At 70.2% G+C, this 12,118-nt stretch carries 14 protein-coding genes; 8 read left to right on the top strand and 6 right to left on the bottom strand.

The window, feature by feature from the left end:
* The 5 genes from JWP28_RS06225 to JWP28_RS06205 all read left to right on the top strand — a co-directional run.
* Nucleotides 1-947 (top strand): FAD-dependent oxidoreductase (locus tag JWP28_RS06225; RefSeq protein WP_299541173.1); only part of this gene is annotated, 947 nt, incomplete at its 5' end.
* Nucleotides 925-1,581 (top strand): 16S rRNA (guanine(527)-N(7))-methyltransferase RsmG, encoded by a 657-nt coding sequence (gene rsmG / locus JWP28_RS06220; RefSeq protein WP_299541170.1) that lies wholly within the window; start codon nucleotides 925-927, stop codon nucleotides 1,579-1,581. The genes JWP28_RS06225 and rsmG, both read left to right, overlap by 23 nt.
* Nucleotides 1,565-2,377, top strand: a complete 813-nt coding sequence (locus JWP28_RS06215; protein ID WP_299541167.1) for an AAA family ATPase — start codon at nucleotides 1,565-1,567, stop codon at nucleotides 2,375-2,377. Before rsmG ends, JWP28_RS06215 begins: the two co-directional genes overlap by 17 nt.
* A 10-nt stretch (nucleotides 2,378-2,387) precedes the next feature.
* Nucleotides 2,388-3,254 carry a ParB/RepB/Spo0J family partition protein gene (locus tag JWP28_RS06210; RefSeq protein ID WP_299541164.1) on the top strand — a complete coding sequence of 289 codons (867 nt, stop codon included), beginning with the start codon at nucleotides 2,388-2,390 and terminating at the stop codon, nucleotides 3,252-3,254.
* Nucleotides 3,251-3,772 carry a GNAT family protein gene (locus JWP28_RS06205; RefSeq protein WP_299541161.1) on the top strand — a complete coding sequence of 174 codons (522 nt, stop codon included), beginning with the start codon at nucleotides 3,251-3,253 and terminating at the stop codon, nucleotides 3,770-3,772. The genes JWP28_RS06210 and JWP28_RS06205 overlap by 4 nt, the downstream gene beginning before the upstream one ends.
* 52 nt (nucleotides 3,773-3,824) lie before the next feature.
* On the opposite strand, the gene holA is transcribed toward JWP28_RS06205, so the two are convergent.
* The 4 genes from holA to JWP28_RS06185 form a co-directional block, all read right to left on the bottom strand.
* The gene (holA, locus tag JWP28_RS06200) at nucleotides 3,825-4,877 is read right to left on the bottom strand and encodes a DNA polymerase III subunit delta (RefSeq protein ID WP_299541158.1); all 1,053 of its coding nucleotides are present in this window, start codon (nucleotides 4,875-4,877) and stop codon (nucleotides 3,825-3,827) included.
* A gap of 4 nt (nucleotides 4,878-4,881) precedes the next feature.
* Nucleotides 4,882-5,433 (bottom strand): LPS assembly lipoprotein LptE, encoded by a 552-nt coding sequence (lptE, locus tag JWP28_RS06195; protein ID WP_299541155.1) that lies wholly within the window; start codon nucleotides 5,431-5,433, stop codon nucleotides 4,882-4,884.
* Nucleotides 5,433-8,012, bottom strand: a complete 2,580-nt coding sequence (gene leuS / locus JWP28_RS06190; RefSeq protein WP_299541152.1) for a leucine--tRNA ligase — start codon at nucleotides 8,010-8,012, stop codon at nucleotides 5,433-5,435. Before leuS ends, lptE begins: the two co-directional genes overlap by 1 nt.
* A gap of 191 nt (nucleotides 8,013-8,203) precedes the next feature.
* Nucleotides 8,204-8,683 carry a DUF3576 domain-containing protein gene (locus JWP28_RS06185; protein WP_299541149.1) on the bottom strand — a complete coding sequence of 160 codons (480 nt, stop codon included), beginning with the start codon at nucleotides 8,681-8,683 and terminating at the stop codon, nucleotides 8,204-8,206.
* 273 nt (nucleotides 8,684-8,956) lie between these two features.
* Here JWP28_RS06185 and JWP28_RS06180 point away from each other — a divergent pair, with 273 nt between their 5' ends.
* Nucleotides 8,957-9,346: an NtrZ family periplasmic regulatory protein gene (locus tag JWP28_RS06180; protein WP_299541146.1), complete on the top strand. Its 390-nt coding sequence runs from the start codon at nucleotides 8,957-8,959 to the stop codon at nucleotides 9,344-9,346.
* Here the strand turns inward: JWP28_RS06180 and JWP28_RS06175 are convergent.
* The gene (locus JWP28_RS06175; RefSeq protein WP_299541143.1) at nucleotides 9,336-9,965 is read right to left on the bottom strand and encodes a thiamine phosphate synthase; all 630 of its coding nucleotides are present in this window, start codon (nucleotides 9,963-9,965) and stop codon (nucleotides 9,336-9,338) included. The two genes, JWP28_RS06180 and JWP28_RS06175, sit on opposite strands and share 11 nt — an antisense overlap.
* Nucleotides 9,966-9,984: 19 nt before the next feature.
* On the opposite strand from JWP28_RS06175, the gene JWP28_RS06170 reads away from it, so the two are divergent.
* Nucleotides 9,985-10,668, top strand: coding sequence for a YggS family pyridoxal phosphate-dependent enzyme (locus tag JWP28_RS06170; RefSeq protein ID WP_299541141.1), 684 nt, complete (start codon nucleotides 9,985-9,987; stop codon nucleotides 10,666-10,668).
* Between the two features lie 169 nt (nucleotides 10,669-10,837).
* Here JWP28_RS06170 and JWP28_RS06165 read toward each other — a convergent pair whose 3' ends face one another.
* Nucleotides 10,838-11,344 carry a L,D-transpeptidase family protein gene (locus tag JWP28_RS06165; RefSeq protein WP_299541138.1) on the bottom strand — a complete coding sequence of 169 codons (507 nt, stop codon included), beginning with the start codon at nucleotides 11,342-11,344 and terminating at the stop codon, nucleotides 10,838-10,840.
* Between the two features lie 72 nt (nucleotides 11,345-11,416).
* On the opposite strand from JWP28_RS06165, the gene JWP28_RS06160 reads away from it, so the two are divergent.
* Nucleotides 11,417-12,100 (top strand): response regulator transcription factor, encoded by a 684-nt coding sequence (locus tag JWP28_RS06160; protein ID WP_299541136.1) that lies wholly within the window; start codon nucleotides 11,417-11,419, stop codon nucleotides 12,098-12,100.
* The last annotated feature ends 18 nt before the right edge of the window (nucleotides 12,101-12,118 follow it).

Genomic DNA, 12,118 nt, shown 5'->3' with positions numbered 1-12,118 from the left:
CCATCTATCCGAACGGGATTTCGACGTCGGTGTCGGCGGCGACCCAGGATGCGTTCCTGCGCACCATCCCCGGACTGGAGGCCGTGCGGGTGGTCCGCCACGGCTACGCCATCGAGTACGACTACGTCGATCCGCGCGAGCTCTATGCGACCCTGGAGGCCAAGCGGCTGCCGGGCCTTTACCTGGCCGGCCAGATCAACGGCACGACGGGTTACGAAGAGGCGGGCGCCCAGGGGCTGGTGGCTGGCCTGAACGCGGCGCGGGCCGCCTCGGGCGCGGACCCGGCGTCCTTCGCCCGCGACGAGGCCTACATCGGTGTGTTGATCGACGATCTGGTCACCCGCGGCGTGACCGAGCCCTATCGGATGTTCACCAGCCGCGCGGAGTTCCGCCTGATCCTGCGCGCCGACAATGCCGACCAGCGCCTGACCGCGAAGGGCGAGGCGCTGGGTGTGGTCGGCTCGGTCCGGGCCGGGGCGTTCGCGGAGAAGGCCGAGGCGCTGGCGGCGGCCCGCGCCATGGCATCGAGCCTCACCTTGACTCCGTCGCAGGCCGAGAAGGCCGGACTGCCGGTCAAGGCCGACGGCCAGCGGCGCAATCTGACCGAGCTGCTGGCCTACCCGACCATCGGTTTCGAGGACCTGGCGCGGATCTGGCCGCAGATCGGCGCCTGGCCGCCCGCGGTGCGCGAGCAGGTGGAAATCGACGCCGCCTACGCCGGCTACCTCGACCGTCAGGCCGCCGACGTCGCCGCGTTTCGGCGCGACGAGGACCTGACGCTGCCGGCCGCGCTGGACTATTCCGCCGTCGGCGGACTTTCCAACGAGGCGCGGGAAAAGCTGAACACAATCAGGCCCTTGACCTTGGGCCAGGCGGCCAGGATCGAAGGGGTCACGCCCGGAGCGCTCACCGCCCTGCTGGCCCATGTCCGCCGCCGCGCCGCCTGAGGCCGCACCACTGATGGACGCCGAGGGGTTTGCCGCGGTCAGCGGGGCCACGGCGGCGCAGATGGCCGACCTGGAGCGCTTCCGCGTCATGCTGGCCGAGCGCAACGAGGTCATGAACCTCGTGGGCCCTGCGTCCCTGCCGGACTTCTGGTCGCGCCACGCCTGGGACAGCGCCCAACTGGTCAAGCTGCAGCCCGAGGCGCGGGCCTGGGCTGACCTCGGCGCGGGCGCGGGGTTGCCCGGAATCGTGCTGGCGATCCTCGGCAAGGGCCTGCTCGGCTTCCACGTCGATCTCGTGGAAAGCATGACCAAGCGCTGCAAGTTCCTGGGCGAAGTGGTTGCCGAGCTCGAGCTTCCGGCCACCGTCCACAACGCGCGTGCGGAAAACCTCGATCTAACTGTGGAGATCGTCACCGCGCGGGCTTGTGCGCCGCTCCATCGCCTGCTCGGGTATGCCCGGCCATACCTCCAGTCCGGCGCGACGGGCCTGTTCCTTAAAGGACAAGATGTGGTGTCTGAGATGAAGGAAGCTGCTAGATATTGGGAGTATGAGGCTGACGTCGTGCCATCCAAGAGCGACCCGCGGGGCCGCATCGTGCGCGTGAAGAGGCTTGGCCGTGCCCGCAAGGTCTGACCGGGCCTTACGCGTCCTGGTGGTCGCCAACCAGAAGGGCGGGGTGGGCAAGACCACCACGGCGATCAACCTCGGCACGGCGCTGGCCGCGGTCGGCGAGCGGGTGCTGCTGATCGATTCCGACCCGCAGGGCAACGCCTCGACGGGCCTCGGCATCGGCCGGGCGCTGCGTAAGCACACCCTCTACGATGTGCTGATGGGCGAAAAGACCATCACGGAGGCGGTGGTGAAGACCGCGGTGCCCGGCCTCGACATCGCGCCGTCCGATCCGGACCTTTCCGGCATCGAGATGGAGCTGGCCCAGCAGGCGCGGCGTTCCTTCAAGCTCAAGGACGCGCTCGACCCCATCCGGGAGGCCGGCTTCTACACCTACGTCCTGATCGATTGCCCGCCGTCGCTGAACCTCTTGACCGTCAACGCCATGGCCGCCGCCGACGCGGTGCTGGTGCCGCTGCAGTGCGAGTTCTTCGCGTTGGAAGGCCTGACGCAGCTGATGCGCACCATCGACCTGGTGCACGCGAGCCTTAATCCGAATCTGGAGATCCAGGGCATCGTCCTGACCATGTTCGACCGGCGCAACGGCCTGTCGGCGCAGGTGGCCAACGACGTGCGCACCCACTTCGGCGAGACCGTCTACCAGACGGTGATCCCCCGAAACGTGCGGGTTTCCGAGGCGCCCTCGTTCGGCAAGCCGGCGCTGGTCTACGATCTGAAGTGCGCGGGGAGCCAGGCGTACCTGCGGCTTGCCCGCGAAGTGGTGCTGCGCGAGCGTGCGCGCCGCAAAGTGGCGGCGTAGGGAGCTGACGATGGCCGAGGGCCGCAGAGGATTGGGCCGGGGACTTTCCGCCCTGCTGGACGACGCCGCCGACGGTCAGGCGGAGAGCGCCACCGACGGCACGCGCGACATCCCCATCGAGCTTGTCCACCGCAATCCCGACCAGCCGCGGCGGCACTTCCCCGAATCCGAGATCGGCGAGCTCGAGGCCTCGATCCGCGACAAGGGCGTCCTGCAGCCGATCCTGGTGCGCCCCTCGCCCAAGACGCCCGGCGAATATGAGATCGTCGCCGGCGAGCGCCGCTGGCGCGCGGCGCAACAGGCGGGGCTGACCGCCATCCCGGCGCTGATCCGGGTGCTTGACGACGACAAGGCCTTCGAGATCGCGGTCGTCGAGAACGTCCAGCGCGAGGACCTCAACGCCATGGAGGAGGCGCAGGCCTACGCCTCCCTGATGCGGCGGATGGCCTACACCCAGGACAAGGCCGCCGCTGCGGTCGGCAAGTCGCGCAGCCACGTGGCCAACACGCTTCGCCTGCTGCAGCTGCCGGAGAGCGTGCAGGACCACGTGCTGTTCGGCCGCCTGACCGCCGGCCACGCGCGGGCGATCCTCAGCGCCGCCTATCCGGAGGTGCTGGCGCAAACCATTGTCGAGAAAGGGCTTTCCGTCCGCGACGCCGAGGCGCTGGCCAAGCACAAATCCGTCGCGCCGAAGAAGGCCTCGGGTCCGCGCCGCGCGGCCAAGGACACCGACACCGCCGCCCTGGAGACCGACCTCGAAGACGTGCTCGGCATGAGCGTCGACATCGTCGACCGCGGCGGCGCCGGCGAGCTCAAGATCAAATACGCCACCCTCGAACAGCTCGATGACCTCTGCCGGAGACTGACCCGCACATGATCCTCGCCGAAGGCCAGAAGGTTCGCCTGCGCAACATCGGCGTGCGGGACCTGAAGGCCGCCACCGCCCACAAGTACACCCTGTCGATCACCGAGCCGCTGACCGACCCGGCGCGGGCGCGCGAGGTCTATGACCAGACCGGCTTCTGGACCAAGGACGCCGGCGCCTGCGCCATCGAAGGCGTCGCCGAGGCCGACGGCGGGCGGCTGATCGGCACCCTGCAGTTCTATCGGGCTGGCCCGGGGATCCACGGGCTGGAGATCGGCTACATCCTCCACGACGAGGACGACCGCGGGAAGGGCTACGCCTCGGAGGCGCTGCGGCTGTTCTCCGACCTGCTGTTCGCCGAGAACCCCTGGTGCCACCGCCTGCAGCTGATCATCGAGACCTGGAACGACGCCTCGGCGCGCCTGGCCGAGAACTGCCGCTATGCCAGTGAGGGGACCCTACGCAAGGCGGGCTACAGCGCGCCGGACGCGCCCAGCGACTGCTTCGTCTACTCGCGGGTCAGGGACTAAGAGGCTTCCCCCGGTACGGGGGAAGACAAGACCGCGCCTGATCAGGACCGCCCTACAGCCCCAACCGCCGTGCGCGGCCGGCCACCGCCAGCGCCAGGCGCTCGGCGATCAGCTGGTCGGGGGAGCCGGCGGTCTTGCACAGCCGGTCGGCGGTGAGGATCTCCGGCTGGATGCGGTCGAGCTCGTCCAGCGTCCAGGTGCGGGCCTGGCGCAGGAACTCGCGCTCCTGCTTCCAGAAGACGCCTGAGGCCTTGGCCGCTTCCTGCAGGCCGGCGCCGCTCTTGGCCAAGGTCAGGGTGCGGCGCAGGCGTCCGAGGTGCATCCCCATGGCGCGGACAGCGGCGGGACCGGCCTCGCCCTCCTGGGCGGCGCGGCGCAGGCCGGCCTGGGCGTCGGCGAGGCGGCCCCCGAAGGCGTCGGCGGCGGCGTCGGCCAGAGACGCCTCCGGCTCGACGCCCAGGAAGGGCTCCAGGTCGGCCGGCGTGGCGACAGCCCCGCTGCCGGGACCCAGGAAGAGGGCCAGGCGCTCGATCTCCTGCCGGGCGACGCCGCGCTCCTTGGGCATGCGCGCCACGAAAAGCGCCAGCGCCTCGGAGCTGAGCGAGAGGTTGTCCTTGGTCAGCGCCTCGCGGACCTGGCGGGCGACGTCGCCGGGCTCGTCCTCGTAGCAGGGGATGGTGGCGACGGCGGGCGCCTTCTCGGCGACTTTGCGCAGCGTGGAATCGCGGCCGAGCGCGCCGGCCTCGATCAACAGGAAGGCGTCGGGGTTGAGTTCGCCGGCGGCGTGGCGGGTAAGGGCCTCCGCGGCCAGCTTGTCGAGCCCCACCTTCTCGGTCGCGAACCGCAGCCGCACCAGCCGGCGCCCGCCCATCAGCGATTGGGCGGCGAGCTCGCCTTCCAGCCGCCCGGCGTCGCTGTCGAGGTCACCGTCGGTCAGCTGGGCCACATCGAAGGGGTCGTTGGGGTCCTTGGCGATCCGGCCCGCCAGTTCCTGGCCGCGCTCGCGCACCACGCCCATGTCGCGGCCATAGATCAGGGCGGCGCGGACCTGGCTGTCCGGGGTCCTGAGGAAGCGCTCGATATCGGGGCGCTTGCCGAGGATCATGCCCTCAGCCCTTCCTGGGGTTCCCGGCGGCCTTGGGCGGTACGACCGTCGGCGTCTTGGAAGCCTTCGGCTCGCCCGTCGCCAGCCAGGCGGCGAGCTCGAGCTGGATGCGTCGCGCGACCTCTTCGGCGCCGCGGTCCTCGGCGTCCTGCTGGGCGGCGATGGAGGCGTAGGGCTGGTCGGCGGAGTCGTAGGTCAGCTCCACCCGCACGCGGCCCTTCTTGGCGATGTCGCCGGCGGGCAGGTTCGCCAGCGTGTAGTCGGCGGTCAGCACATATTCGTAGCGGGTGGCGACGTTGTCGGTGCGGATGCCGCGCGGATAGCGCGCCTCGGAGAGCGACAGGCGCATGGCGTATTTCGCTGGCCCGGTGCGGTTCTTGGCGAAGGCGTCGTCCAGGTGCTGGCGCAGCAGGAAGCCCGTGCGGCCCCCGGGCGCCGTCACGTCGATGGCGGCGAGGTTCGAGACCACGCCCGGCTGCGCATAGAGGGGCGTGAAGCCGCAGCCGGCGAGCGTCAGGGCGCCACACGCCGCGGCGAGGACCAGGAAGCGCCGCATCAGGCGGCCACGATGTTGACGATGCGGTCGGGCACCACGATCACCTTGCGGATGGTCAAGCCTTCAAGGCGCCGTGCGATCTCGGGGTCGTCAAGCACGATCTTCTCCACGTCGGCCGCCGAGGCTCCCGCCGGCGCCGAGATTTCGCCCCGCCGCTTGCCGTTCACCTGCACCGGCAGGACGCGCACGGCGTCCTGCGTCAGCGCCGGGTCGAACGCCGGCCAGGGGGCCATCGCCACCATGCCCTGTCCGCCGACCCTGGCCCAGCACTCTTCCGCCAGATGCGGCGTGAAGGGCGCGATCAGGCGCGCGAAGGCCGACAGCGCGTCCTGCCGGGCGGCGAGCAGCGGCTGCGAAGCGCCCGCGGCGGGGTTGGCCTTCAGGAGGTTCAGGAACTCGTAGAGCCGCGCGATGCCGGAGTTGAACCGGAAGGTCTCGATGGCCTCGGCGACCTGCTTGACGAGCTTGTGGGTGGCGCGGCGCACGGCGGTGGCGGCCTCGTCCTCGCCGCCGTCTCCGGCCGCCCGCGGCTGGCTGTCGAACTCCTCCCAGACCCGGTTGACGAAGCGCCAGGCGCCCGCGACGCCGCCGGTGGTCCACTGGGCGTCACGCTCGGGCGGGGAGTCGGACAGCACGAACAGGCGCGCGGCGTCGACGCCGTAGACGTCGAAGATCTCCTCGGGCGCGACGGTGTTCCGCTTGGACTTCGACATCTTCTCGACGTCGCCGATCACCACCTCGGCGCCGTTGTCGAGCAGCCGAGCGCGCCGGGATTTGCCCTCGACGACCACCTCGACCTCGCGCGGCTCCAGCCACTCGCCGCTCTGCCGGCGATAGGTCTCGTGGGTCACCATGCCTTGGGTGAACAGCCCGGCGAAAGGCTCGCGCACGCCGAGCTGGCCGTCGTCGGCCAGCGCCTTGGTCATGAACCGCGCATAGAGCAGGTGCAGGACCGCGTGCTCGATGCCGCCGATGTACTGGTCGACCGGCAGCCAATAGTCGGCGGCCTGCCTGTCGATGGGCTCGGGTGCGTCCGGATTGGCGAAGCGGGCGAAGTACCAGGACGAGTCCACGAAGGTGTCCAGGGTGTCGGTCTCGCGCGTCGCCGGGCCGCCGCAGACGGGGCAGGTGGTGTGCTTCCAGGTCGGGTGGCGGTCGAGCGCGTTGCCCGGCTTGCCGAACTCCAGGTCGTCGGGCAGCGCCACGGGCAGGGCGGACTTGGGTAGCGGGACCACGCCGTCCTTCTCGCAATGCACCATCGGGACCGGGCAGCCCCAGGCGCGCTGGCGGGCCACGCCCCAGTCGCGCAGCCGATAGACGGTTGCGCCCTCGCCCTGGCCCTGCGCCTCGATCCGCGCGATCGCCGCGGCCTTGGCGGCCTCGATGTCCAGGCCGTCCAGGAAGCCGGAGTTATAGATGGTCCCCGGCCCGGTGTAGGCCTCGTCGCCGATCGTGAAGGTGGCCGGATCCTCGCCGGGCGGCAGCACCACAGGCCTGACCGGCAGCCCGTACTTGCGGGCGAATTCCAGGTCGCGCTGGTCGTGCGCCGGGCAGGCGAAGATCGCGCCCGTGCCGTATTCCATCAGGATGAAGTTGGCGATCCAGACCGGCATTTCCCAGCTCGGATCGAAGGGGTGCTTCACCTTCAGCCCGGTGTCGAAGCCGATCTTCTCGGCCGTGTCGATTTCGGCCTGGGAGGCGCCGCCCTTCTTGCATTCGGCGATGAAGGCCGCGGCCGCGGGGTTCGCCGCGGCGATCTGCTCGGCCAGCGGATGGTCCGGGGCGATGCCCACGAAGCTCGCGCCATAAAGGGTGTCGGGCCGGGTGGTGTAGACCTCCAGCCCTCGATCGAATCCCTCCGGAGGTGTCCCCGCGAAGTCGAAGGCGAACCTCAGGCCCTTGGAGCGGCCGATCCAGTTCTCCTGCATGACCCGCACCTTCTCGGGCCAGCGCTCCAGGGTCGCCAGGTCGTCGGTCAGCTGGTCGGCGTAGTCGGTGATGCGCAGGAACCACTGGTTCAGCTTGCGCTTCTCGACCACCGCGCCGGAGCGCCAACCGCGGCCGTCGACCACCTGCTCATTGGCCAGCACCGTCTGGTCGACCGGGTCCCAGTTGACCATGCCCTCCTTGCGGTAGACCAGGCCGCGGGCGAACAGGTCCAGGAACAGCGCCTGCTGCTGGCCGTAGTAGGCGACGTCGCAGGTGGCGAACTCGCGGGACCAGTCGATCGACAGGCCCAGCTCCTTCAGCTCTGAGCGCATGCGGGCGATGTTGTCGTAGGTCCAGCCCTTGGGATCGACGCCGCGCTCCATGGCGGCGTTCTCGGCGGGCAGGCCAAACGCGTCCCAGCCCATGGGATGCAGGACGGAGAAGCCGCGGGCGCGCTTGAAGCGGGCGATTACGTCGCCGAGCGCATAGTTGCGCACATGGCCCATGTGCAGGCGCCCCGACGGATAGGGGAACATCTCGAGCACGTAGTACTTGGGCTTCGACGGATCCATCGTCGCGCGGAAGGCGTCGGCGTCCGCCCAGGCCTTGCGCCACTTGGGCTCGGTTTCTTTGGGATTATAGCGGGCCATCGTCAGGGAGGCTTTGGACTGGAGTTGGAGTTCCGGTCAACGGTGATCCTCCCCCAGCGCGCTTAGCGCGCGATCAGGGGGAGGTGGATCGCGGCGAAGCCGCGAGATGGAGGGGGTTTCATTCCAGCGGCTGGACCGGTGGGCTCGAACCCCCTCACCGGCTTCGCCGGAGCTCCCCCTAAGGGGAGCATTCAGCCCTTGATGTTCGACAGTCGAAGCTGGCGCGCGCGGGTCAGGATGGCGTTTTCGATGTCCGTCTCGGTCTGGGTGGCCGAAGGCGCGTCGATCCAGTTGCCGGCGGCGTCCTTGTTCTGCTTGAAGACCGCCACGTTCAGCCCGTCGGCGCGCAGGCGCGCGTCCAGGATGTAGACGGTGCACTTGAAGCGCTCGTCCGGCTTTTCCGGGTTGGTGTACCAATCGGTGATCACCACGCCGCCGTAGGGGTCGGCCGAGGCCAGCGGCATGAAGGACAGCGTGTCCAGGGTCGCGCGCCACAGGTAGCCGTTGACGCCGATCGCCGCGGCCGTGCCGTTGCCGGCGTCGGTGGTCTTCGGCCCATTGCCGCCGCCGAACGGATGCATGACATGGGAACAGCCGGCCACGCCCATAAGGGCGACGGCCAAGGCGCTCAACGCTACGCCACGCATCCAGGTACCGCGCACAAACGGCATATGTATCCGTCTCCAATGATTTCCGCCGCGCCAGGTAAGCGCCACGGCGCCGCCCCGCGCCGCGCCCTCTATAACAACGCCGTGGCAGTCGCCAAACAGGAATCGCGTGGCCCCGCCGCCACAGGCGCCGAGGTTCTTCGACGGATTGGAGCCCTGCGGCCGTGGAGTCGGTTGACCTGGGCCCTCGCCGTTCTTTAATCGACCTCTGCCGTTGTGCGACCCGGGGGAAAGCCCGGGGGTGCGCGCGGGGGGTGCAAGGGCTATATGTTGGGCATGTCCGTCCGCAGGTTCGCATTGCTGGTCGCCACGACCGCCCTGATCGGGGCGGCGGCCGGCGGCGTGCAGGCGGCGGACGGCAAGACCAGCAAGCCGCTGGACTTCACCGTCCGCACCGAATCCTCGCCGATCGCGCCCGGATCGCAGACCGTGAAGTGGGACGCCGCGCGCGGCCACTGGGGCGTGATGCTGAACCTGCAGCAGCCGGAAGCCCGCGCCGCCACCGCCAATGACATCCAGGCCGGCGCCTACTACCGCATCACCCCGTCGCTGCGGGTGGGCGGCAGCCTGGCCTTCGGCGACGAGCAGGTTTCGCCCGGTCCGAAGCCCGGCGCGCCGGACACCGGCCAGCCGCGGGTGCAGCTGGAAACCAAGTTCAAGTTCTAAAGGCGTCCACCGCCGCCAGACCGACCAGGCCCGCGTCCTTCAGACGGCGGGCCGTTTTATTGTCGACGCCGCCCAGGGCGTAGACCGGCCCGCGGACCTGCCGCGCCAGCATCGCCAGCCGCACCGGCCCTATGGGAGCGCCCGCCGAGGCGCTGCGGCTCGGGAACACCGCCGAAACCACCACCGCGTCCGCCCCCGCCGCAAGCGCGCGGCGCGCGGCCATCGGCGAGTGGGCCGCGGCGGTGACGATCCATCCGGGGTGGGCGGCCTTGAGGCGGCGCGCCCGATGCGCCGACCGCTCGGGCAGGTGCACGCCGTCTGCTCCGAGGCGGGCGGCCAGGTCCGCGTCGGCGCCGATGAGCAAGCTGAGCCGCCGCTCGCGGGCGATGGCCAGCAGCCGCGCCCCGCGCGCCTCGGCGTCCGCCGCGCCGAACGCCCTGAACACCACCGCGGTGCCGGGCGGCAGCCGGCGGGCGATCGCCTCGGGATCGGGGGTGCGAGCGGGGTCGGTAAAGAACAGCAGGGGCGGCAGGCGTGTCCGAGCGCCATTCCGCGCCTCCTTCCGCGCCCCCTTCCGTGCCTGGGCGCGGCGCCCTAGGAACCAAGCGGTTCTCGCCAAGGTCCAGAAACCCCCGGAAATGGCTGCGTCCTCCGCCGATCCCGCCCAAAGCTACGCCGCTGTCGTGGCCCGGATCGCCCGTGCGGCGCAAGCGGCGGGTCGCGCTTCGGCGGACGTGTGCCTGGTCGCCGTCTCCAAGCAGCAGCCCTGGGAGGCCATCGCCCCCGTGCTGGCGGCCGGCCAGCGGGTGTTCGGCGAGAACCGCGTCCAGGAGGCGCAAGCCCGCTGGGCCGAGCGCCGCGCCCAAGTCGGAACGGGGGGCCTCGCCCTGCATCTCATCGGCCCCCTGCAGAGCAACAAGGCCGCCGACGCCGTGGCGTTCTTCGACGTCATCGAGACCCTCGACCGCGAGAAGCTGGCCCGCGTCCTCGCCGACGAGGTGCAGGCGCAGGGCCGCAGCCCGCGGCTCTACGTGCAGGTGAACACCGGCGAGGAGCCGCAGAAGGCCGGCGTGGTCCCCGGCGAGGCCGACGCCTTCATCGCCGCGGTCCGCGCGACCTATGGCCTGGAGCCCGAGGGCCTGATGTGCATCCCGCCGGTGGACGAGCCGCCCGGGCCGCACTTCGCGCTGCTCGCCAAGATTGCCGCCCGCAACGGGCTTTCGCGGCTGTCCATGGGCATGAGCGACGACTTCGAGACGGCGATCCGGTTCGGCGCCACCAGCGTGCGGGTGGGCTCGGCGGTGTTCGGCGCGCGGGCCTAGTGTGCTGGATTTGAAGTTCGCCGCACTCACGGGCCACGCGCCGAGCGAACTTCAAATCCAAGAAAGCACACTAGAAACATTGACTTGCTAGTGTCCTCATCGATTCCGAAGTTCGCCAGAGCCAGCCGCAAGCGCTTGCGAACTTCGGAATCGGGACACTAGCGATCGCTCAGGCCTGCCGGATCTCGACCGCGTCGCCCGGCCCGGCCGCCGCCAGCAGCTCTTCCAGGTCGGCGCGGGTCACCGCCACGCAGCCCTCGGTGGGCGCATAGCCCTCCCGGGCCAGGTGCAGGAAGATGCACGATCCCAGGTGCGGCTTGGGCGGGTCGTCGTTGTGGCCCAGCACGACGACGAGGTCGTAGAGGCCGTCGTCACGCCACATCTTTTCGAAGCTCGCCGGGTGCGGCAGCTTGATCGGGCGGTTGTAGTCGGCGTCGTCCGGCGCGTCGCACCAGCCGTCATCTCGGGTCAGGGCTTCGACGGGAAGGGCGGTCTTGGGCGGCGGCCCTCGATCCGGCCGGTAGAGCAGGCGGCGGATCGGCCAGACGCCGGCGGGCGAGGCGAGGTCGCCCTCGCGCTTCTCGGCGGCCGGCTTCACACCCGCTTTCCCCACGGCGCAGCGCACCCGCCGAACGCCGAGGTCAAGCCAGCCATCTGCGGTTGCGGTGAAGATCATGGCGGCGTCCAAAGGCCTTCGGCCCCAAATCCCTTTGCGGCCCGGCCCAGATACGGTGCATGGTCGCAATCCATGGCTCAACGCAAGACCCTCCTCATCGTCGATGACGACGCGGACCTTCGCGGGGCGGTCGCCGAACAACTGCAAGCCGAGGATTTCACGACCCTTGAGGCCGCCACTGCGGCCGAGGGCGTGCGGCTGGCGCAGACCGAGCGGCCGGACGTGATCCTGCTCGACGTCGACCTGCCCGATTTCGACGGCCGCGAGGCCTGCCGCCGCATCCGCGCGAGCGGGATCGCGACGCCGGTGATCATGCTCACCGCCGCCGGCGAGGACGACGACACCGTCCAGGGCCTTGACGCCGGGGCCAACGACTACGTCGCCAAGCCCTACAAGTTCGCCGTGCTGCTGGCCCGCATCCGCGTGCAGCTGCGCGACTACGAGCACTCGGAGGGCGCGGTCTTCCGCCTGGGCGCCTACGAGTTCCGCCCGGCCGCCAAGATGCTGGTCGATTCGCAGGCGCGGAAGATCCGCCTGACGGAGAAGGAAACCAACATCCTGAAATACCTCTATCGCGCAGGCGAAAAGCCGGTGTCGCGGGAGGAGCTCCTGGCCGAGGTCTGGGGCTACAACGCCGGCGTCACCACCCACACCCTGGAGACCCACGTCTACCGCCTGCGCCAGAAGATCGAGTCCGACCCCGCCAACGCCAAGCTGCTGCTCACCGAGGCGGGCGGTTATCGGCTGGCGCCGTAGTCCAAGTTGCTCCCCCGT

Source organism: Phenylobacterium sp. (genome assembly GCF_028290885.1).
Taxonomy (GTDB): domain Bacteria; phylum Pseudomonadota; class Alphaproteobacteria; order Caulobacterales; family Caulobacteraceae; genus Phenylobacterium.
Note: the sequence above shows the minus strand (reverse complement) of the source record. Positions and strands in the feature narration are given on the sequence as shown.

Bases quoted from the DNA above. Each gene is read 5' to 3' on its own strand.
- rsmG (WP_299541170.1), top strand. From the start codon at position 925: ATGTCCGCCGCCGCGCCGCCTGAGGCCGCACCACTGATGGACGCCGAG.
- JWP28_RS06210 (WP_299541164.1), top strand. From the start codon at position 2,388: ATGGCCGAGGGCCGCAGAGGATTGGGCCGGGGACTTTCCGCCCTGCTG.
- JWP28_RS06205 (WP_299541161.1), top strand. From the start codon at position 3,251: ATGATCCTCGCCGAAGGCCAGAAGGTTCGCCTGCGCAACATCGGCGTG.
- holA (WP_299541158.1), bottom strand. From the start codon at position 4,877: ATGATCCTCGGCAAGCGCCCCGATATCGAGCGCTTCCTCAGGACCCCG.
- lptE (WP_299541155.1), bottom strand. From the start codon at position 5,433: ATGCGGCGCTTCCTGGTCCTCGCCGCGGCGTGTGGCGCCCTGACGCTC.
- leuS (WP_299541152.1), bottom strand. From the start codon at position 8,012: ATGGCCCGCTATAATCCCAAAGAAACCGAGCCCAAGTGGCGCAAGGCC.
- JWP28_RS06185 (WP_299541149.1), bottom strand. From the start codon at position 8,683: ATGCCGTTTGTGCGCGGTACCTGGATGCGTGGCGTAGCGTTGAGCGCC.
- JWP28_RS06180 (WP_299541146.1), top strand. From the start codon at position 8,957: ATGTCCGTCCGCAGGTTCGCATTGCTGGTCGCCACGACCGCCCTGATC.
- JWP28_RS06170 (WP_299541141.1), top strand. From the start codon at position 9,985: ATGGCTGCGTCCTCCGCCGATCCCGCCCAAAGCTACGCCGCTGTCGTG.
- JWP28_RS06165 (WP_299541138.1), bottom strand. From the start codon at position 11,344: ATGATCTTCACCGCAACCGCAGATGGCTGGCTTGACCTCGGCGTTCGG.
- JWP28_RS06160 (WP_299541136.1), top strand. From the start codon at position 11,417: ATGGCTCAACGCAAGACCCTCCTCATCGTCGATGACGACGCGGACCTT.